This is a genomic window from Streptomyces sp. AcH 505 (genome assembly GCF_000818175.1).
Classification (GTDB): Bacteria; Actinomycetota; Actinomycetes; order Streptomycetales; family Streptomycetaceae; genus Streptomyces.
Genome location: NZ_JTIY01000002.1, coordinates 742,321 through 764,483 on the forward strand (window position 1 = coordinate 742,321; position 22,163 = coordinate 764,483).

Sequence of the window (22,163 nt, forward strand, 5' to 3'; positions counted from 1 at the left end):
GAGTTGGGGGTGGCCTGCCCAGGTCTGGATGTCGGCGAGGCCCGGCCACTGGTGGTCGAGGAGATGCGTCTGTTCGTTCTGGAGGCGACGGAAGAGGGTGCTCAGAGGTTCCGTGTTGTCGAGGCGGACCCGTACCGGCAGGGTGTTGATGAACAGGCCGATCATCTGCTCGACGCCGGGCAGCTCAGGCGGGCGGCCGGAGACGGTGGCTCCGAAGACCACGTCGTCACGGCCGGTCGACTGCGCCAGGGCCAGCGCCCAGGCACCCTGCACTACCGTGTTCATCGTCACGCCCTGCGCTCGCGCCCAGCCCGCCACGGACTCACTGGTGACCGTGTCGAGACCGAACGCGATGCTCGGCGGAGCCGCGTCCACCGGCGCACCCGCGCCGGGTGCCAGCAGGCAGGGTTCGTCCAGGTCGGACAGGGACTGCTGCCACGCCTGCCGGGCGGCCTCCCGGTCCCGGCTGTCCAGCCAGGTCAGGTACTCGCCGTAGGGGCGCACCCTGCCCAGGACCGAGACGTCCCCGTCCGCCGCGTACAGGGTGGTCAGCTCCTGCCAGAGCAGCGGCAACGACCAGCCGTCGAGCAGGATGTGATGGTTCGTCATCACCAGTCGCACCCGGTCGGCCGACAGCCGAAGCGCAGTGAAGCGCAACAGCGGCGGACGCGCCACGTCGAAGCGGCGCTCGCGGTCGTCCGCCGCCAACTGGGTGGCGCGTGCCTGCTGTTCCTGCGGCCGCAGGTCGGTCAGGTCGGCTTCACGCCAGTCGGGTGCGACGTCCGAGGGCACCGCCTGGACCCACGTGCCGGAGGCGGTCTGGTGGAAGGCGGCGCGCAGGTTCGGGTGGCGGTGCAGCAGGGCCCCGGCCGCGGTGCGCATCCGGGCCGCGTCGAAGCTGCCTTCGAGTTCGAACGAGATCTGTCCGACGTAGACGTCGCGGGCGTCCTTGTCGTACAGGTTGAGGAAGAGGAAGCCCTCCTGGAGCGGGGCGAGAGGCAGGATGTCGTGGAGGCCGGGGACGTCGCGCTCCAGCTGCTCGATGTCGTCCAGGCTGACCGAGGGGTGGACGACGTCCGAGGGGGTGAGGCCACCGGCCTCGGGGTTACGGGACTCCTCGACGAGCCGGCGCAGTGCCCGGAACCACGCGTCGGCGAGGCGCTGGGCGTCTTCGCGGTCGAGTGCCGACGGTGCGTAGATCCAGGTGGCCCGCAGGCGTGTGCCCGAACCGTCGTCCAGTGCAACGGCGTTGAGGTCGACCGGATGCGCCAGCGGCATCGCGCCGTCGATCCCGGCGACGTCACCACCGGTGATCGTCCAGGCGGCCCCCGCGCTGCGGTCCTGGCCCATCTGGCCCAGGTAGTTGAAGCCGAAGTCCGGTGCCGGCAGCGGTTCGAGCACGGCGCGGGTGCGCGGGTTGAGGTGGCGCAGCAAGCCGTAGCCGAGCCCGTCGCCCGGTACGGAGCGCAGTTGTTCCTTCACGGTCTTGAGGGCGCGGAGCGGCGGTGTGGCGCTGCCGGGCTCCAGTCGTACGGGGTACATGGCGGTGAACCAGCCGGCGGTGCGGCTGAGGTCGGCGCCGGGTACGGCGTGTTCGTGGCGGCCGTGGCTCTCCAGGTCGACCACAACAGGTGTGTCCGGGTCGTCGCCGCGTCCGCGCCGCCACTCGGCGACGGCGACCGCGAACGCGCTCAACAGCACGTCGTTGACGGTGGCGTGGCAGGTGCCGGGCACGCGCGTGAGCAGTTCGCGGGTGGTCTCAGGGTCGAGTTCCGCTGTGATCTCGCCCGCACCGGCGTGGGTGTCGCGCGTGGGGTCGATGCGCAGGGCCCGTGGTGTGTCGCCGAGCACCGACTGCCAGTGGCCGAGTTCCGCCTCGGTGCCGGGTCGTTCGGCCAGATCGGCGAGTTCGTGCGCCCACTGCCGCCACGGCGTGCCCGTAACGGCCGTTGTGCCGCCGCCCTCGTACGCCGCGACGAGGTCCGGTACGAGGATGCGCCAGGTGACGCCGTCCACGACCAGGTGGTTCGCGACCAGGACGAGCAGTCCCTCACGGTCGGGCCCGCGGTCGAGCCAGACGGCCTGGAGCATACGGCCGTCCGTGGGGGACAGCCGGCCTCGGGCGGCGCGTGCCTGTTCGGCGACGGTGCCGTGCAGGTCGTCATCGCCCAGCCTGGCGGCGTCGTGGCGGACCAGGCAGTCCGCAGCGGTCACGGAACCGGGCTCGGGGACGGTCACCGACCAGTCCTCGGTGACCCGCAGCCGCAGGGCGTCGTGGTGGTCGAGAAGGGTGCCGAGGGCGGCGGCGAGCGTGTCGAAGTCCAGCTCTGCGGGGACGGTGAGCACCAGGGACTGGTTGAACGTGGCGGCGTCGGAGCCGAGTTCGGCGAACCAGCGCATCATCGGAGTGGGCGGCGCCGCACCCCACGGTGACATCTCGGTCCCTGTCGTCGTCGGCGCGGGCGTGGTGGCGGCCGACCGGGCGAGCAGGGCGGGCGTCTGGTGCTCGAAGACGTCGCGCACCGACAGGGTGAGCCCCGCTGCGCGGGCCCGGCCGATGAGCTGGATCGACATGACGCTGTCGCCGCCCAGGTCGAAGAAACCGTCGTCGGCGCCGACGGACGGCACCCCCAGGGTCCGGGCGAACAGGTCGCACAGCAACTGCTCCTGTGGGGTGCCGGGGCGGCGGCCCGAGACCTGTGCGGTGTAGTCGGGTGCGGGCAGCGCCTTGCGGTCCAGCTTGCCGTTGATGGTCAGTGGCAGTGCGTCCAGGGCGACGAACGCGGTCGGGATCATATGGTCGGGCAGGGTCTCGCGCAGTTCGGCGCGGAGCCGGGCGCCGTCCAGGGCATGACCGGGCTCCGCCACCACGTAGGCGACGAGTCGCCGGTCGCCCGGCCGGTCCTCCCGTACGATCACCGCCGCCTGGGACAGTGGCGCCTGTTCGACCAGTACCGTCTCGATCTCGGTCGGTTCGATGCGCAGGCCGCGGATCTTGACCTGGTCGTCGGCCCGCCCCAGGTACTCCAGCTCGCCGTGCGGCAGCCACCGCACCAGGTCGCCGGTCCGGTACAGCCGGGTGCCGGGCGCTCCGAACGGGGCGGCGACGAAACGCTCGGCGGTGAGCCCCGGGCGACGGTGGTAGCCGCGGGCCAGATGCGGACCCGCCGTGTACAGCTCGCCCGGTACGCCGGGGGCGACCGGCCGCAGCGCCGCGTCGAGGACGTAGACGGCGGTGTTGGCGACGGGTGCGCCGATGGGCGGGGTGACGGGGCCGGCGAGCGGCCTGCTCATCGTGGCGCAGACCGTGGTCTCCGTCGGACCGTAGGAGTTGAGCATGGTGCGGCCGGCGGACCAGCGTTCCACCAGCTCGGGCGGGCTCGTCTCCGCGCCCACGACGAGGGTCAGCCCGTCGGGCAGGGAGCCTTCGGGCAGCAGCCCCAGGACGGCCGGTGTCAGGCTCAGGTGCGTCGCGCCGGACCGCGTCGCCAGCTCGGCCAGTTCAGGGCCGGGGGTGGTGTCCTGCGGGGCGACGATCAGCGTGGCGCCGGTGAGCAGCCCCATCGCCAGCTCCCAGAAGGCCGCGTCGAAGCCCGGCGAGAGGTGTTGCAGAATCCTGCTGCCCGGTCCGGCCGCGCAGTCGCCCTGGAAGATGTCCAGCAGCCCCGGCAGCCCGGTGTGGGTCACGACGACGCCCTTGGGGCGGCCCGTCGTACCCGAGGTGTAGATCATGTACGCGGGGTGCTCGGGCCGCAGCGGCGCGGGCCGCTCCTCGTCGGTGACGTTCTCCTCGGACAACTCGGACAGCTCGGACAGCTCGGACAGCTCGGCCGGCTCAGGTCGCGCTGGCTGCCTGGGCGTTGCCGCTTCGTCCATCAGGAGGCGGGGTACGGCGGTGTTCGGCAGTCCTTCAGCGACGGCGGAGGTGGTGACGAGCAGGACGGGCGCGGCGTCGTCGAGGAGATGAGTGATCCGCTCGGCGGGATACCCGGGGTCCACCGGCAGATATGCGGCGCCCGCCTTGAACGCGGCGAGCGCGGCGACCACCAGGTCGGCCGAGCGTGGCAGGGCCGTCGCGACGAACCGCTCGGGGCCCGCGCCGTGCCGCAGGAAGTGCCGGGCGAGCCGGTTGGCGCGCGCGTTCAGCTCCCCGTAGCTCAGCACTTCGCCGGCGAACTCCACGGCGGGCCGCTCCGGGGCCAGCGCCGCGTGCCGCTCCACATGATCGGCGAACGTGCGGGTGTCGCTGGTACGCGCGGTGTCGTTCCACTCGACGAGTACGCGGCGCAGCTCGGCGTCGCTGAGGATGTCGATCTCGTCGATCCGCCGGTCGGGTGCGGCGACCAGAGCGGCGAGGAGCCGCAGGAACCGGTCGGCCAGGGCCGTGACCGTGTCCTCGTCGAAGAGGTCGGCGCTGTACTCGGCGGCGCCGGTGAGCCCGGCGGGGACGCCGTCGGCGTCCCGCCGCTCGGCGAGTTCGAGGGCCAGGTCCAGCTTGGCGACGCCGGTGCGCACCTCCAGCGGAGTCACGTCGAGACCCGTCGCCGACAGTGCGGCGAGCGCGTCCTGCTGGGTGGTGTCGAGGCTCAACAGCACCTGGAACAAGGGGTTGTGCGACAGTGAGCGGGTCGGGGCGAGGACGTCCACCAGATGCTCGAAGGGCAGGTCCTGGTGGGCGTAGGCGCTGAGGTCGGCCTCCCGCACCCGTTCGACGAGCTGGCGGAACGTCGGATTCCTGGAGGTGTCGGTGCGCAGCACCAGGGTGTTGACGAAGAACCCCACCACCTGGTCGAGGGCGTCGTCCGATCGTCCCGCGACAGGTGTGCCGACGGGGACGTCGTCGCCCGCCCCCATCCGCGAGAGCAGGGTGGCGAGGGTCGCCTGGAGCACCATGAACAGACTGGCGCGGGACTCGCCGGCCAGGGTGGCCGCCGCGCGGTGCACGTCAGCGGGCACGCTCAGCGCGACCCGGCCTCCCCGGTGCGAGGCGGCGGCGGGCCGGGACCGGTCGGCCGGCAGTTCCAGTTGGTCCGGGACCCCGGACAACGCAGCTTTCCAGTAGCCGAGTTGACGGGCCGCAACACTGTCGTCGTCGGCGGTGTCGCCCAGTGTCTCGCGCTGCCACAACGCGAAGTCCGCGTACTGCACGGGCAAGGGCGCCCAGCCGGGCGCCGAGCCCTTCGTCCGCGCGGTGTAGGCGGTCGCGAGGTCACGGATCAGCGGGCCCAGGGACGAGCCGTCCCCGGCGATGTGATGGATCATCAGCAGGAGCACGTGCTCGGTCTCGGACAGCCGGAACAGCTCGGCTCGCACCGGCAGTTGGTGGGTGAGGTCGAAGCAGTGACGGGCGGCCGGCTCCAGCCGCGCGTCCAGTGCGTCCGCCCCTGTCTCGGTGACCGGTAGCGCGAAGTGCACCTCGTCGGCGCCGAGCACGGTCTGCCAGGCGCCGTGTTCGTCCTGTGCGAAGACGGTCCGCAGGCTCTCGTGCCGCACGATGACGTCCTGGAAGGCGGCGCGCAGGGCGCCGGGGTCGAGAGCGCCGGTCAGGCGCAGGGCGCCGGTGATGTTGTAGGTCGCCGAAGGGCCTTCGAGCTGGTGCAGGAACCACAGCCGCTGCTGTGCGTACGACAGGGGCAGCCGGTCCGGCCGGGGTCCGGCGGTCAGCGGTGTGCGGGACCGCTCGGCGGTGTCCAGGGCCGCGGAGAGCCCGGCGACCGTGGGAGTGTCGAAGAGCTGGCGCACGGACAGTTCCACCCCCAGGGTGGCCCTGATCCGGGTGGCGAGCCGGGTGGCGAGCAGGGAGTGCCCGCCCAGGTCGAAGAAGGTGTCGTCGATGGTCACACGCGGGACGGCGAGCACCTCGGCGAACAGCGCGCACAGGATCTCCTCGCGCGGCCCGCGCGGAGCCCGGCCGGCCTGCCGGCCCGTGTGGACGGGCGCGGGCAGTGCCCGGGTGTCGAGCTTGCCGTTCGGGGTCAGCGGCAGGGTGTCCAGGGTGACGAACGCGGACGGCAGCATGTGGTCCGGCAGGCGGGTGGCCGCGTGGTCGCGCAGCACCCGCTCGTCCACGTCCGCCGTGGTGACGACGTAGGCGACGAGACGCCGGTCGCCCGGTGCGTCCTCGCGCAGCCGGACAGCGACGTCGCGGACGGCCGGGTGGGCGGCGAGCACTGCCTCGATCTCGCCGGGTTCGATGCGGAAACCGCGGATCTTCACCTGCTGGTCGGCGCGGCCGAGGTAGTCGAGGCCGCCGTCGCTCCTGCGCCTGGCCAGGTCGCCCGTACGGTACATCCGGGCGCCCGTCGCGCCCGCCGTACCTGTCTCGCCCGTCGCGCCGAATAGCGCCGCGTGGGGGTCGGCGGGGAACCGCTCCGAGGTCAGTGCCGGACGGCCCAGATAGCCGCGGGCGAGTCCGGCCCCGGCGACGTACATCTCGCCGGTGACACCCGGGGGGACGGGCCGTAGCCGTGAGTCGAGGACATACACCCGCAGGTCGGGGATGTTGCCGCCGATGGTGCTCGCCGAGGCGGCGGCGGCCCGTGCGCGGTCCAGCGGGAAGTGGGACACATGGACGGTGGTCTCGGTGATCCCGTACATGTTCACCAGCGCCGGCGCGTCGTCGGCGTGCCGTTCGTACCAGCCGGCGAGCCGGGACAGGTCGAGTGCCTCCCCGCCGAAGACCACGGTGCGCAGGGCGAGTTCCGGGGTGTGCTCGCGGTCGGCGGCAGCGAGCTGGTAGAAGGCCGACGGCGTCTGGTTGAGCACTGTGACCCGCTCCCGTGCCAGCAGCGCGAGGAACGCGGCCGGGTCCCGGCTGACGGGGTGCGGGACGACGACCAGCCGGCCGCCGTGCAGCAGCGCTCCCCACAGCTCCCACACGGAGAAGTCGAAGGCGTAGGAGTGGAACAGGGTCCACACGTCCTGCTCGTCGAAGCCGAACCAATGGCCGGTCGCCGAGAACAGCCGCACCACGTTCCGGTGCGGCACCGCCACACCCTTGGGCCGTCCGGTCGAGCCGGACGTGTAGATGACATAGGCGGTGTCCCCTGCGTCGAGCGGACGGGTCCGTTCGTCCTGCGCGAGGTCGGCCGTGTGCGTGGTGGCCGGTTCGCCGTTGCCGTCGATGACGAGTTGGGGGACGCCGTGTCCGGGCAGCCGGCCCGCCACGTCCGCCGTGGTGAGCAGCAGGGCGGGCGCCGCGTCGGAGAGTGTGTAGGCCAGCCGGCCGGCCGGATAGTCCGGGTCGAGCGGCACATAGGCGGCCCCCGACTTGACGACGGCGAGGAGCGCGACGACCAGCTCCGCCGAGCGGGGCAGCGCCAGCGCCACCAGGTGGTCCGGGCCGACGCCGCGCCCCACGAGCAGCCGGGCGAGCTGATTGGCGCGGGAGTTGAGTTCGGCGTACGACAGGCGGGCGCCGTCGAAGGTGAGGGCTGTGCGGTCGGGCACCCGCGCCACCTGCCGTTCGAACAGCTCAGGCAGGGTGACGTCGGCCGCGGGCGCCGAAGTGGCGGCGAGACCCGCGTTGTTGGCGTCCACCAGCAGTGCGCGCCGCTCACCCGGCAGCAGGATGTCGAGGTCACCCAGGCGGCGGTCCGGGTCCGCGACGGCCTGGGCGAGCAGCCGCAGCAGCCGCTCGGCCAGAGTGCGCACGGTCGCGGCGTCGAAGAGCTCCGTGCTGAACTCCACCGCGAGATCGATACCGGCGGAGCCCCCTTCGGCGTCCTTGCGTTCGTCGAACGCGAACGCCAGGTCGAACTTGGACAGTCCCGTGTGGACGGGGACGAGGCTCGTCCGGATGCGCGGCAGCCGGCCCAGCTCGCCCAGGGCGTCCTGCTGGGTGGTGTCGAAGGTCAACATCACCTGGAACAGCGGGTGATGACCTGCGCCGCGGTCGGGGTTGACCGCCTCGACCAACCGCTCGAAGGGCAGGTCCTGGTGCGCGTAGGCGGCCAGGTCGGTGTCGCGCACCCGGCCGAGGAGGTCGCGGAAGGCCGGGTCACCCGCGGTGTCGGTGCGCAGCACCAGGGTGTTGACGAAGAACCCCACGAGGTTCTCCACCGAGGCGTCGGTACGCCCCGCGATCGTGGAGCCGACGGGGATGTCCTCGCCGGCGCCCAGCCGGGTCAACAGGGCCGCGAGAGCGGCCTGCAGGACCATGAACACACTGGTGCGGCTCTCGGTCGCGAGCCCGGCCAGTGCCCGGTGGAGATCGGCGGATACGGACAGGTCGAGCCGGTCGCCCGTGTTGTCGCTGCGGGCCGGACGAGGCCGGTCCGTGGGCAGTTCCAGCTGCTCCGGCAGACCGGCCAGCACCTGCTTCCAGTGGGTGAGCTGCCGGTCTCCCTCACCGGCCCGGGACCCCTCGGCGCCCAGGAGCTCCTGCTGCCACAGCGTGTAGTCGGCGTACTGGACGGGCAGCGGCTCCCATCCGGGCGCCGCCCCCGCCAGCCGCGCGGCGTACGCGGTCCCCAGGTCCCGCGCGAGCGGCCCCAGTGACCAGCCGTCACCCGCGATGTGGTGCAGCACCAGCATCAGCACGTGGTCCTGCTCGGCCACCCGCAGCAGCGCCGTGCGCAACGGGATCTCCCTGCCGAGGTCGAACCGGTGCCGCGCCACCCGCGCGATGTCCCGGGAGAGGCTTTCGGGGCCGGATTCGACGGTCTCCAGCCGGGGTGTCGCTTCGGCGGCCGACAGGACGAGCTGGTGCGGACCGTGCGCGTCCTCGGCGTAGACCGTGCGCAGGGTCTCGTGCCGGGCGACCACGTCACCGATGGCCGCCGCCATGGCCGCCGGATCCAGCGGGCCGGTCAGCCGCAGCGCGGCCGGGATGTTGTAGAGCGGGGACGGCCCCTCGAACTGGTGCAGGAACCAGAGCCGTTGCTGGGCGAAGGAGAGCGGCAGCCGCTCGGGCCGTGGCCGGCTCGTCACGCCGGAGCGGGCCCGCTCCGCGTCGTCGAGGACGCCGGCCAGACCGGCGACGGTCGGCGTCTCGAAGACCCGCTGGATCGGCAGCTCCGCTCCGAGGACGGTACGGATGCGGCTGATCAGCCGGGTGGCGAGCAGCGAGTGGCCGCCGAGGGCGAAGAAGCTGTCGTCGGCGCCGACCGTTTCCAGACCGAGGATCTCGGCGAACAGCCCGCACAGCAGCTCCTCGCGCGGTGTGCGGGGTGCCCGGCCCGCGGTGCGCCCCGGAGCGTCGGGGGCCGGCAGCGCTCTGCGGTCCAGTTTGCCGTTCGGGGTGACGGGCAGCTCCGGCAGGGTGACGAAGGCCGAGGGGACCATGTAATCGGGCAGCAGCGCACGCAGCCGGGCCGCGAGCAGGTCGCTCTCCGGACCGCTCCCGCCGGACGGCACGGTGTAGGCCACCAGGCGCTGGTCGCCCGGCCGGTCCTCGCGCAGCACGACGGCGGCGCCGGCGAGCTCCGGCTGACGGACCAACGCGGCCTCGATCTCGCCGAGTTCGATCCGGAAACCGCGCAGCTTGACCTGCTGGTCGGCGCGGCCGAGATAGGCCAGGCTGCCGTCGCGGTTCCAGCGTGCCAGGTCGCCCGTGCGGTACATCCGGCTGCCCGGCGCGCCGTGCGGATCCGCCGTGAAGCGCTCCGCGCTCAGCGCGGGACGGTTGAGATAGCCGCGGGCGAGCTGCACACCCGCGATGTACAGCTCGCCGGGCGTACCCGGCGGCACCGGACGCAGCGCGCCGTCCAGCACGTACATCCGGGTGTTCCACACGGGGTGGCCGATGGGCACGGGCCCGCTGCCGGTGTCCCGCTCGCACGGCCAGTACGTCACGTCGACCGCGGCCTCCGTCGGCCCGTACAGGTTGTGCAGCGGGACGTCGCACGCGGCCAGGAACCGGGTGCGCAACGCGGCCGGCAGCGCCTCGCCGCTGCAGAAGACCCGGCGCAGCCCGGTGAGCGACGCGGCGGACGGCGCACGCAGGAACGCGTCGAGCATCGACGGTACGAAGTGGACCGTGGTCACCCGCTCACGGCGGATCGTGTCGGCCAGGTAGGCGGGGTCGAGATGGCCGTCGGGCCGGGCGACGACCAGGGTGGCGCCCTGGAGCAGCGGCCAGAAGAACTCCCACACCGACACGTCGAAACCGGACGGGGTCTTCTGCAGGACCCGGTCGTCGGCGCCGAGGCCGTAGGTGTCCTGCATCCAGGCCAGACGGTTGACGACGGCGCGGTGGGAGACCACCACGCCCTTGGGCCGCCCGGTGGAGCCCGAGGTGTAGATGACGTACGCCGGATGGCCGGGGTCGAGGGACGGCGCGGGCGGCGCCCCCAGGTCCTCGGTGTCGTCGGCGTCCAGCACCAGCCGCGGGGTGCCGTCCTGCGGCAGCCGGTCCTCGGTGTCCCGGGTGGTCAGCACGAGCCGGGCGCCCGCGTCCCCCATCATGTGGGCGATGCGGTCCGCCGGATAGCCCGGGTCGACGGGCAGATAGGCGGCGCCCGTCTTCAGTACGGCGAGCAGGGCGACGACCAGTTCCACCGACCGGGGTACGGCGACGGCGACGAAGTCCTCGGGCCCGGCTCCCCGGCCGGCCAGCAGCGCGGCGAGCCGGTCGGCGCGGGCGTGCAGTTCGGCGTAGGTCAGGGAGGTTCCCTCGTACCGCAGGGCTTCCCGCTCGGGCGTGCGGGCCCCCTGCTGGGCCAGCAGTCCGGTGAGGGTGGCCTCGGGCACCTCCCGCGCGGTGTCGTTCCACTCGTCGAGGACGCGGTGGCGCTCCTCGGAGGTCAGCAGCTCGCCGCGGCCGACCGGCGCTTCCGGGTCGGCGGCGAGTTCTTCCAGCAGCCGGACGAAGCGGTCCTGCAGCGCGGTGAGGTCTTCGGCCTCGTACAGCCGCGGGTTGCCCTCGAAGTCGACCCGCAGACCGGAGGCGGGAGTGCCCGTCAGGACGAAGTTCAGGTCCGTCGTCGGGCCGGACCCGAGGCTGCGCATCCGGCCGAGCGGGCCGCCGAAGTCGACGGGCTTGGTGTACGGCAGGACGTTCACGGTCGGGCCGAGCACCCCGGCTCCGCCACCCGACACGCCCAGTTCCCGGTTGAGTTCCTCGCCACGGAATCGGCTGTGCGCCATCAGCCCGCGCAACGCTGTGGAGACCTCGTCGATCAGCCCGGCGAAGCTCGTGGCGCCGTCCACCGCCACCCGCAGCGGGAGCTGGTTGGAGACCATGCTCGGTGTCGAACGGGCGTTTGCGCCGTAACGGCCGGTGACCGGCACCGACAGCACGATGTCCCGTGCGCCCGTCATCCGGTGCAGGAACGCGGCGACACCGGCGATCACGACGCGCGTCCACGACGAGCCGGTCGCCTCGGCCGCCACGTCGAGGACGCGCGTACGGTCCGGGCCGAGCGCGCGGCTCGTCAGGACCCCGGCCAACGCGTGGCCCCACGTGCGGCCGGTCAGCGACACCGGCTCGGGACGGTCGGCGAACAGCCCGGTCCAGTAGGCGCGGTCCCTGTCCTGCCGGGCCGAGCCGCGGTAGGCGTCCTCGTCCGCCGCCAACTGGTCCATGCTGCCGAACGCGCAGTCCGGGCTCTCCTGGCCCACCGTCAGGGCGCGGTACACCTCGGCGAGCCGCTCGTAGAACAGCGTCATGCTGGTGCCGTCGATCACGATGTGATGGACACCCAGGTAGTACATGTGCCGTCCTGGGGCGAGGGTGAACAGCGCGTGGCTGCTCAGACCGGGCCTCTCCAGGTCGACCGGTGTGGCGCGGTCACGCTCCATCCACTCGATGGCCTCGGCCTCAGGGTCGGGACGCCCCGTGAGGTCGAAGTGCGGCAGCCGCACCGGGGTGCAGGGCGGGCCGTCCGCCGCTGCGGCGCCGGTGGTGTCCGCCGGCGCCGGGGGGCAGTACGAGCGGTACGGCCGCCCGTCCTCGTCGGTGAGGAAGCGCGAGCACAGGGTCTCCGTCTCGGCCAGCGTGCGGCGCAGCGCCGCTGTCAGCCTGGCGTGGTCGAGCGGCCCGTCGATCTCCAGGCAGGACCCGGTCTTGTAGTGCGTTCCGCGGGGATCCAACTGCTGGGCCAGCCACACCTCGCGCTGTGCGGCGGTCAGCCCGTGCCGAATGGTCGAGAGCTCGGACACCTGTCTCCTCACAATCATCCGCCGGAACCCCCCGGCCTTTTGCGAACCGCGCTCGAAATGTCGATCGAGGTGTGTGCGACCCCAATTCAAGTAAAGGCGAACCGGGACGTTAGCAAGGTGAAGGTGAGCCGGTCAACATGCTTCTCTGAATGGATAACCGCAGGCAGGGGGCTTGATATCGGCCCGATAGCGAGGCTATACGAGACATTTGTAGAGTGTCCCCAGACTCGTCTCAGCATTTCCTGAACGAGAATTCGGGGCGTCGATTTCGATGCTGCTTCCGTGATTCTCCCGTTCCCGTATTGGAGAGCCGTCATGCCGCCCAGTGCCATCGCGTACGCCGAGCTGTACGTCGCGGAAGACCGGGAGGCCACCGGCTTCCTCATCGACGACCTGGGCTTCGTGCCGGTGGCCGTCGCCGGACCCGCGACCGGTACGTACGACCGCCGCTCCACGGTGCTGCGCAGCGGCGGTGTGACCCTCGTCGTCACCCAGGCGCTGCGCGAAGGTACTCCGGTCGCGGACTATGTCGACCGGCACGGCGACTCGATCGCCGACCTCGCCTTCACCTGCTCCGACGTCCGGTCCGCCTTCGACCGCGCCGTCCTGGGCGGCGCCGGCGCACTGCAGCAGCCGGCCCGCTCACTCACCACCGGCCGCGACGACTGGTTCGCCGTGGTGTCGGGCTTCGGCGACATCCGCCACACCCTCGTCACGGACGACGCGAACGCCCAACTGCCGCCCGACCGCGAGTGGGCGCTGCTGCCGGCCGCGGCCGACACGGCAGGGCACCGGCCGGCCCTCGACCACGTCGCCGTCTGCCTCGAATCGGGAACGCTGCGCAAGACCGCCGCGTTCTACGAGGCGGCCTTCGACACCCCGTACTACTCCTCCGAGTACATCGAGGTGGGCGACCAGGCGATGGACTCCATCGTCGTGCGCAATGCCGACGGCGGCATCACCTTCACGCTCATCGAGCCCGACGACTCCCGGCAGCCCGGCCAGATCAACACCTTCCTGGAGGCCCACGGCGGACCCGGTGTCCAGCACCTCGCCTTCCTGGTCGACGACATCGTCGGCTCGGTCCGTACCCTCGGCGAGCGCGGTGTGGCCTTCCTGCACACTCCCGGCACGTACTACGACCTGCTCACCCAGCGGGTGAGCGGCATGGCCGACCGCATCGCCGACCTGCGCGAGACCAACGTCCTGGTCGACCGCGACGAATGGGGCTATCTGCTGCAGATATTCACCCGCTCGCCCTACCCGCGCGGCACCCTCTTCTACGAGTACATCCAGCGCAACGGGGCCCGAGGCTTCGGCAGTTCGAACATCAAGGCGCTCTACGAGGCCGTCGAGCGGGAGCGCGAAGCGGCCGGCCGGTGACGACGTCCGCCGCCGGACCGGCGGGTCGACAACACACCCCTGGGAAGCCGCTGCCCGAGCCGCTCACCCTGGCCGACTTCGCGGACCGGGCACGCGACGAACTCCCGCCGGAGAGTTGGGACTTCATCGCGGGCGGCGCGGGCAGGGAGCGTACCCTCGCCGCCAACGAGGCCGCCTTCGACACGGTACGGCTGCGCCCCAGGGCGCTGCCCGGCATCGAGAAGGCGGACACGTCGGTCGAGGTGCTCGGCTCCCGCTGGTCGGCGCCGCTCGGCATCGCCCCTGTCGCCTACCACCAACTCGCCCATCCTGAAGGGGAGTCCGGGACGGCACTGGCAGCGGGCCGACTCGGTCTGCCCGTCGTCCTCAGCACCTTCGCCAGCAGGAGCGTCGAAGAGGTGGCCGCCGTCGCCACCGCGCCGCTCTGGCTCCAGCTCTACTGCTTCCGCGACAGCGGGGTCACCCTCGACCTGGCCAGGCGCGCCCGCGACAGCGGCTGCCAGGCGCTGGTGCTCACCGTCGACACCCCGTTCACCGGCCGCCGGCTGCGTGACCTGCGCAACGGCTTCCGGGTGCCCCCGCACATCACGCCAGCCAACCTCAGTGGGGACGCCGCCCTCGGCGCCGCCGCACCGGGTGCCCACAGCCGGCTGGCCTTCGACCCGCTGCTCGACTGGTCCGCCGTGGACCGGCTGCGGGACGCGAGCGGACTGCCCGTGTTCGCCAAAGGAGTGCTCACCGCGCAGGACGCCGACGCGGCCGTGGCCGCCGGTGTCGCCGGGATCATCGTCTCCAACCACGGGGGCCGCCAACTCGACGGCGTACCGGCCACCTTGGAGGCGCTACCCGAGGTGGTGAGCGCCGTCCGAGGCCGCTGCCCCGTACTGCTCGACGGCGGCGTCCGGTCAGGGGCGGACATCCTGATCGCCCTGGCCCTCGGAGCGCGGGCCGTGTTCGTCGGCCGGCCGGCCCTCCACGCGCTCGCCGTCGGTGGTGGCGAGGGTGTGTACCGCATGCTGACCCTGCTGATCGAGGAGTTCGCCGACACCATGGTGCTCACCGGCCACCCCTCGCCCGACACCATCGACCCGGACACCGTCCTGCGACCGGGACGCCCGTACCCGTACAGGAGCACACGATGACGACCACGGCCGACGCCACTCACCGGGCGGTGGCGCTGCCACGAAGCGCCCTGCACCCCAGCCTCTCCGAGCCGCTGCTCGACACCATGACCTTCCTCAACGAGGTGACGCTCCGCTATCCGCAGGCCATCTCCTTCGCTCCCGGCCGGCCGTACGAGGGCGACTTCGACGTCGCACGGGTGCCGGGTTACATCGAGACCTACCTCGACCATCTGCGGGGCCGCGGCCTGTCCGAGGAACGCGTCCGCACCGCGCTCTACCAGTACGGCGAGACGGCCGGGCAGATCAGGGACCTGGTCGCCGACATGCTCCAGATCGACGAGGGCATGACGGTCGATCCGGCGGCCGTGGTGGTGACGGTGGGGTGCCAGGAGGCCGTCCTGCTCGTCCTGCGCGCGCTGTTCACCGGCCCCGACGACGTGCTGCTCGTGGACAGCCCCAGCTATGTCGGGGTGACCGGCGCCGCCAGCCTGCTCGGCATCGACGTCGTCCCCGTGCCCGGCGGCGGCAACGGACCGGATCTGACGGAACTGGCGCGCACGGTGGCGGAGTTGACGGCGCAGGGACGGCGGGTCCGGGCCCTCTACGTGGTTCCCGACTGCTCGAACCCGACCGGTGTGAGTATGGGCCTCCAGGACCGCATCACGCTGCTGGAGGCGGCGGGCCGGCTCGGGCTGCTGCTGCTGGAGGACAACCCGTACGGCGTGTTCAGCTCGGTCCGGCGCCCGACGCTCAAGGCACTCGACGCCGAACAGCGCGTGATCTACCTCGGCTCCTTCGCGAAGACCGCCTTCCCGGGCGCCCGTGTCGGATTCGTCGTCGCCGACCAGCCGGTCGACAGCGCCGACGGGGGAGCGCCGGGGCTGCTCGCCGACGAACTCGCCAAGGTCAAGAGCATGGTCACGGTCAACACACCCACCCTGAGCCAGGCCGCCATCGCCGGACTGCTGCTGAGCAACGGCGGTGGCCTGCGGGCCGCGAACGAGGCGACGGCGCGGCACTACCAGGCGACCATGCGCGCACTGCGCGAGGCCCTGGCCCGCGAACTCCCCCCGGACCGGCCGGAGTCGGCGGGTGTGCGGTGGAACGACCCCGACGGCGGTTTCTTCCTCACCCTCGATGTCCCCTTCGCTGCGGACGAGGAGGCGCTGCGTGTGTCCGCCGAGCAGTACGGGGTGATCTGGACGCCGATGCGCTACTTCCACCTGGACGACGCCGGCGACCGCCGCATCCGGCTCTCGTGCAGTGCTGTGACCACCGGCCAGGCCACCGAAGGGGCGGCCAGGCTGGCCCGCTTCGTGAAGGACCGCGGCGGCGCCTGAGAACCACCCGGACATGACCGCGCTGACGCCGTCATGTCCGGGTGTCCCAAACCGCCGGGGAGAGGGCTTCGGCCCGCGTCCTACCGCTCCACCAGTCCCGCCTCGTAGGCGATGATCGCCGCCTGCACCCGGTTGCGGACGCCGAGTTGGTTCAGGATGGCGCTCACATAGGTCTTGATGGTGCCTTCCACCAGGTGGAGCCGGTCGGCGATCTCCGCGTTCGACATGCCGGCGCCGAGCATGCCCAGCACCTCCTGCTCGCGCTTGGTGAGCGTCGTGGTGCGCTCGCCCGAAAGCTGCGAGCGGGGCCCCGGGGCGCGGCGCAGCTCCGTCATCAACCGCCGTGCGACGAGCGGGGACAGGCAGGAGCCGCCGGACGCCACGGCGTGCACCCCGGAGATGAGGTCCCGGGGGTCGGACGCCTTCAGCAGGAAGCCGGCCACCCCCTGGTCCAGGGCCCGTTCGATGTACTTGTCCTCGCCGAAGGTGGTCAGCATGATCACCCCGGTGTCCGGATTGGTGGTCCGGAGTTCACCGGCGGCCGCCAGGCCGTCCATCTCCGGCATACGGATGTCGAGCAGGGCCACATCAGGGCGGTGTTTGCGGGCCAGTTCGACCGCCGCACGTCCGTCCGCGGCCTCGGCCACGACCTCGATGTCCGGTTCGGTGGTCAGGATGGAGCGGACTCCGGCCCTGATAATGGTTTCGTCATCGGCGAGCAGTACGCGAATCATCCGTTCCTTCAACGTCGGTTCCAACTCATGAGTCCCGGGTGCGGTCGTCGTCGTGCGGGGCGTGTCCTCACAGCGCGTCCTTGGCCACCAGCACATCATCCTCGAAGCACAGCCGGTACAGGGCGTCGGTGAACTGCAGCACGTTCTCGCTGGCCCGGTAGTACTCGCAGGCGGCGCCCGGCGGCGCCGAGGGTTCGCTGACGACCGGCGGCGGCTTCTTGATGCGCCGGTCGGGCAGTATCGCCGCCAGCTCCGTGCGGGACTGGCCGAGCCGTATCCGGGCGTACTCCTCGGCGGTGACCGACGTCGTCACCGCGGTGAAGACGTAGAGGCCCGTCAGTGACAGGACGAGGGCCCCGCCCACCAGGACCGGGATCAGCGCGGCCCGTCGTACGTCGCGCCGTACCCGGGCCCGCGCGCCCATGAGGGCGGTGGTCGAAGCGCTCCAGCGGGGGAGTCCGGCGACCGGCGGCGACGCCTCGTAGTCCGGGGCGCCGTCCTCCGCCGCCGTGGTGGCGCCGTCCGTGCCCGGCGGGCCGTCCGTGGTGTCCGCCGGTGCGGCAGGTGGTGCGGTCCCGGGCGCGGGCGGCAGTGGCGGTGGTACGTTAGGTAGTTCGGCGCGTACCTCGAAGCCGCCCGCGCGGTGCCCGGTGCGCAGTGTCCCGCCCGCCAGCCGGACCCGCTCGTCCAGACCGATCAGACCGAGGCCGCTGCCCGACGCGCCGGCCGGTGTGCCCTCCTGCGGCAGATCGTTGAAGACCGACACCACTGTCCCGTCGGCCCGGTGCGTCAGCCGCACGGATACGGCGGCGCCGGGGGCGTGCTTGGCGGCATTGGTGAGCGACTCCTGGACCACGCGGTAGGCGGCGAGGCCGGTGAGCAGCGGCGTGCCCTCGGAGTCCGCCCCCTCCTCGCGGAACTCCACCGGCGTTCCCGACCGTTCGAACCGCCGCACCAGTTCGGCGACGGACTCGTCCGGCGGCCGGAGCGAGGGGGTGGAGTCCTCGCGCAGCAGCCCGATGACGTCGTGCAGCCGCTCGGTGGCCATCGTGCACCGCTCGCGCAACTGGGCCATGACCTCGCGCTGTTCGGCCGGCAGGGCGGGGGCCAGTTCCAGGCCGCCGGCCAACAGGGCCATCACACTCAGCTCGTGGCCCAGCGAGTCGTGGATGTCCTGGGCGATCCGGGCGCGTTCCTTCAGCCGCGCCTGCTCGGCGACGAAGCGCTGCTTCCACTCCAGTTGCTCGGCGTGCTCCCAGCCGGCCCGGGTCAGGTCGGAGCGCTGCCGCCACCAACTGCCCGCCCACCACGGCAGCAGACAGGCGGCCAGCTCCGTCATCAACAGACTCAGCCAGTCCTTGGGCTCGGCGAAGACGGAGACCACCAGCAGCCCGGCCAGGGCCACCGAGACGAACACGGCGTGCGCGTGCCAGAGGCGGGTCACCCGGCAGCCCGCCAGGAAACTGAGCACGGCGGCGGCCGTCACCGTCCACAGCGTCGACTGGAGGACGGGATAGAGGAGGACGGGCAGAGCGGCCAGCGTCAGGGAGAGCAGCGGCGCGCTCCGGCGCACCGCGACCGCCGTCGCGATCAGTACGACGACCAGCGGCCAGACCCCGGGCGCGGCCACCGGGCCGCCGACACTGAGCGCCGAGGGTGCCAGCAGCACCGCGAGGAGTACGAAATCGCGGCGCCTGGTGAAGGGCCGGTCGGAGCGCAGGCCCCGCGAGAAGTGGTCCACCCGGCGGCGGACGCCCTGCCAAAGCTGCATTCCCGCACGCTACAAGAGCCGGCGGGGGCCAGGAACCTGCCGAAAGTCGAGTGTCATCGTTGCCGAACGCCAGATGTCCCGGCCGCGCTGTCTTCCTAGTTTGGTGGGGTGACTTCGGAAGGAGCCGACAGGCAATGATCACTGTGGACCGACTCACCAAGAGGTACGGCGACAAGACGGCCGTGTCCGATCTCTCGTTCGAGATCAGCGCAGGAAAGGTGACGGGTTTCCTGGGGCCGAACGGCGCGGGCAAGTCGACGACCATGCGGATGATCGTCGGTCTTGACACACCGACGGGCGGCCGTGCCCTGATCGCCGGCAAGCCGTACGTGCAGCTCAAGCAGCCGCTGCGGCAGGTGGGCGCGCTGCTGGACGCGCGGGCCGGACACCCCGGCCGCTCCGCGTACCACCATCTCCTCGGCATGGCCCGCAGCAACGGGATCCCGCCGTCACGGGTGGCGGAGGTGCTGGACACCGTCGGACTCACCGAAGTGGCAAAGAAACGGATCGGCTCCTTCTCCCTCGGGATGGGGCAGCGGCTGGGCATCGCCGCCGCGCTGCTCGGCGACCCGAAGGTGCTGCTCTTCGACGAACCGGTCAACGGCCTCGACCCCGACGGAGTGCGCTGGGTGAGGGAGTTGATGCGGTCACTGGCGGCGGAGGGCCGTACGGTCTTCGTCTCCAGCCACCTGATGAGCGAGATGCAGGAGACCGCCGACCACCTCGTGGTCATCGGCCGGGGCAAGGTCATCGCGAACGCCCCGATCGAGGAGGTCATCGCGAGCAGCTCCCTCAACGCCGTCCGGGTGCGCACCCCGCAGCCCGACGTGCTGCGGCGGGAGCTGAAGGGGATCGGCATGAGTGTGGAACAGAGCCCGGGCGGTGCCCCCGAGGAGCTGATCGTCGTCGGCGGCACCCTGCAGGAGATCGGCGACCTGGCCTTCAAACACCGGGTTCCGGTCCACGAACTGAGCCTGCGCAAGGCCAGTCTGGAGCAGGCGTACATGGAACTCACCGCCACCAGCGTGGAGTACAGCACGCCTTCGCTCGTCCATGCCACCGAAGCACCGGATCACCAGAAAGCGTAAGTGGATATGACTGCGACCACAGCCCCCAAGCTTGCAGCACCGGTCAAGGGCGGCGCGTTCAAGGGCGCGCTGGCGTTCGAGTGGACGAAGCTCTGGAGTGTCCGGGCGACCTGGTGGAACCTTCTCGTCGGCCTGGTGCTCACCGTGGGCTTCGCGACGATCGTCGGCATGTCGGCCGACGCGAGTGCGAAGAAGGGACTGGACGTCACCACGCCCGCTCCGCACCACGCCTCCCAGGCGTTCCTGATCTCCCAGCTCACCGTGGTCGTCCTGGCCACTCTCGCGCTCACCAGCGAGTACTCCAGCGGCTCCATCCGCTCCACACTGCAGAGCGTGCCGGCCCGCGGCCGGATGCTGCTGTCCAAGACACTGGTGGTCATCGGCGTCGTCGCCGTGGCGGGTTTCGTCTTCAGCGTCCTGGCCAGCCTGGCGGCCGGCGCGTTCATGGGCGACTACGGCGCCTACACGAGCGGCGAGTTGTTCGGAACGGCGTTCGGCGCGGGCGCGTATCTCGCGCTCCTCGCGATGATGGCGATCGGCCTCGGCACGATGCTGCGCAGCGCGGCAGGCACCATCACGACCCTCATCATGGTGCTGCTGGCGCTGCCCCAACTGATGGGCGTCATCGGCGCCAAGTGGCTGGAGACTGCGAGCGACTACATGCCGAGCGTCGCCGGCACGGTCCTCATGACGCAGGACACCGACCCCTACGGGTCAGGCACCGCCCTGGTGGTCCTGGTGCTGTGGGCGCTCGTCTTGATCGTCGCAGGCCATGTGGTGCTGCGCCGCCGCGACGCCTGACCCGGGACCACGACGCGGGCGGCGCCCGTACGGTACGACGCCGGCCTTCCGGACCTCACATCCGGAAGGCCGGCGCCGTCGTTCCCGAAGAGACCTACAGCCCGGCCTGGGCTGGATATCGGCGTGATACGGGCCACATATCGGCTGCGGACACAGTGGGACCGCTTCCCCACAGCTCCCCCCTCTGGAGGTTTCGCATGCGTCGACGTACGACCTTTTCCCTGGCCGCCGCAGGGTGCGCCCTCGCGCTCGGTGTGGCCACCGCTCCCGCGCAGGCCGCGCCCGCCGACAAGCCGCAGGTGCTCGCCTCGTTCACCCAGGTCGGCGCTTCGAGTTACGCGACCTGGAACTCCGCACGGGCCAACCAGGCCGCCTGGGCCGCCTACGCGTTCGACTGGTCGACGGACTACTGCTCGCAGGCGCCCGACAACCCCTTCGGCTTCCCCTTCGATACGTCCTGTGCGCGCCACGACTTCGGGTACCGCAACTACAAGGCGGCCGGCACGTTCGACGCCAACAAGAGCCGTCTGGACAGCGCGCTCTACGACGACCTGCTGCGGGTGTGCAGCGCGTACACGGCCGAGAAGAAGACGAACTGCAACGCCACGGCGTGGACCTACTACCAGGCCGTCTCGATCTTCGGCTGAGGTGCGCGGCGGGGGCCGGTACCGCCGGCCCCCGCGGCGAGGATCCGGTCCTACGGCGCAGAGAGGACAAACGCATGCGCACCGTCGCGATCGTGGGCGCCGGGGTGATCGGATGCTCCGTCGGGCTCGCCCTGCGCCGGCACGGAGTGGTCACCTATCTGATCGACACGGACGCCGGGGCCGCCCGGGCGGCCGAGGACCGTGGCGCGGGCATCGCGGCTGAGCCCGCAGGGCCGGCCGACATCGGGGTGATCGCGGTGCCGCACGGCCGGGTCGCCCCGGTCCTGGCGGAACACCAGAAACGCGGCACGGCCCGGGTCTACACCGATGTCTCCGGGGTGAAGGCCCCGCTGCACCGGGAGGCGCTGGCGCACGGCTGCGACCTGAGCACCCTGGTGGGCGGCCATCCCGTGGTGAGCGACGGCGCCACCGAGCCCCGGGAGGACCTTTTCGAAGGGTGCCCCTGGGCCCTGACGCCCAGCGAGTCGACCGAGATGCTGGCGCTCAACCACGCCCTGGAACTGGTCGCCCTGTGCGGCGCGGCCTCGGTACTGCTCGACCCCGAGGCCCACGACCGTGCCGTCGCTCTCGTCTCGCACGCCCCGCGCCTGCTCGCCAGTCTCGCCGCCGCGCGTCTCCTCGACGAGGACGAGTCGGCCGTACGGCTGGCGGGCCAGGACCTGCGCGACGTGACCGGGACGGCCGACGGGGACCCGGAGCTGTGGGCGGAGCTGCTCACCGCCAACGCCGGTCCCGTGGCGGACCAGCTGGACGGGTGGGCCGTCCAGGCGCGCACCCTGGCAAGGGAGTTGCGGGGCGTCGCCCGGTCCGGTGACGCCGCCCGGCCGGTACTGCTGCGTGAGGCGCTCCGGCACGGCGCGGCCGGCCGGGCCCGTATCCCCAGGCCCTGGGACCCCCTGCACACGTAGGGCGGCCCGGCATGACGAAAGACCCGGCGGAACCCGGAGGAGTGACGCACTTCGGCAGGAATCCGCCGACGAAGGTCAGGAGAACGTGGTCGGCGCTCTCCCGGCCGTCGATCCGCTCCTAACGTGATGGGCGCTCGGTATCCCCGGACGAAATGAGCGCCGATCATGAAGGTGACCCGCGTCGGACCCCTGGCGCCCCGGCGCGCCGTCCTGGTGGCGGCCGCCCTGCTGGCCGTCGGAGCCG

The 22,163-nt window shown here is 71.9% G+C and carries 10 protein-coding genes; 7 read left to right on the top strand and 3 right to left on the bottom strand.

Going from position 1 to position 22,163, the window contains the following annotated elements; all coding sequences use genetic code 11:
• Positions 1-12,102 (bottom strand): non-ribosomal peptide synthetase (locus HY68_RS33385; protein ID WP_052457415.1); only part of this gene is annotated, 12,102 nt, incomplete at its 3' end.
• 315 nt (positions 12,103-12,417) lie between these two features.
• Here HY68_RS33385 and hppD point away from each other — a divergent pair.
• The 3 genes from hppD to HY68_RS33400 are packed head-to-tail and all read left to right on the top strand — an operon-like array spanning position 12,418 to position 15,949.
• Positions 12,418-13,485 (top strand): 4-hydroxyphenylpyruvate dioxygenase, encoded by a 1,068-nt coding sequence (hppD, locus tag HY68_RS33390; protein WP_041998960.1) that lies wholly within the window; start codon positions 12,418-12,420, stop codon positions 13,483-13,485.
• On the top strand, positions 13,482-14,627 hold the full coding sequence (locus HY68_RS33395; RefSeq protein WP_063779737.1) for an alpha-hydroxy acid oxidase: 1,146 nt from the start codon (positions 13,482-13,484) through the stop codon (positions 14,625-14,627). The genes hppD and HY68_RS33395 overlap by 4 nt, the downstream gene beginning before the upstream one ends.
• Positions 14,624-15,949, top strand: a complete 1,326-nt coding sequence (locus tag HY68_RS33400) for a PLP-dependent aminotransferase family protein (protein WP_041998963.1) — start codon at positions 14,624-14,626, stop codon at positions 15,947-15,949. Before HY68_RS33395 ends, HY68_RS33400 begins: the two co-directional genes overlap by 4 nt.
• Before the next feature lie 80 nt (positions 15,950-16,029).
• Here HY68_RS33400 and HY68_RS33405 read toward each other — a convergent pair whose 3' ends face one another.
• Positions 16,030-16,683, bottom strand: a complete 654-nt coding sequence (locus tag HY68_RS33405; RefSeq protein ID WP_041998965.1) for a response regulator transcription factor — start codon at positions 16,681-16,683, stop codon at positions 16,030-16,032.
• A gap of 67 nt (positions 16,684-16,750) precedes the next feature.
• On the bottom strand, positions 16,751-18,454 hold the full coding sequence (locus HY68_RS33410) for a histidine kinase (RefSeq protein ID WP_041998967.1): 1,704 nt from the start codon (positions 18,452-18,454) through the stop codon (positions 16,751-16,753).
• Positions 18,455-18,588: 134 nt separating this feature from the next.
• Here HY68_RS33410 and HY68_RS33415 point away from each other — a divergent pair, with 134 nt between their 5' ends.
• The 4 genes from HY68_RS33415 to HY68_RS33430 all read left to right on the top strand — a co-directional run bounded on the left by HY68_RS33415 (position 18,589) and on the right by HY68_RS33430 (position 21,919).
• Positions 18,589-19,542 (top strand): ABC transporter ATP-binding protein, encoded by a 954-nt coding sequence (locus tag HY68_RS33415; protein WP_041998970.1) that lies wholly within the window; start codon positions 18,589-18,591, stop codon positions 19,540-19,542.
• A 6-nt stretch (positions 19,543-19,548) separates the two neighbouring features.
• On the top strand, positions 19,549-20,343 hold the full coding sequence (locus HY68_RS33420; protein WP_041998973.1) for an ABC transporter permease subunit: 795 nt from the start codon (positions 19,549-19,551) through the stop codon (positions 20,341-20,343).
• A gap of 197 nt (positions 20,344-20,540) precedes the next feature.
• Positions 20,541-20,990, top strand: a complete 450-nt coding sequence (locus HY68_RS33425) for a phospholipase (protein ID WP_041998977.1) — start codon at positions 20,541-20,543, stop codon at positions 20,988-20,990.
• A 74-nt stretch (positions 20,991-21,064) separates the two neighbouring features.
• A complete protein-coding gene (locus tag HY68_RS33430) occupies positions 21,065-21,919 on the top strand; it encodes a prephenate dehydrogenase (RefSeq protein WP_041998980.1) in 855 nt (284 codons plus the stop codon).
• Positions 21,920-22,163: the final 244 nt, after the last annotated feature.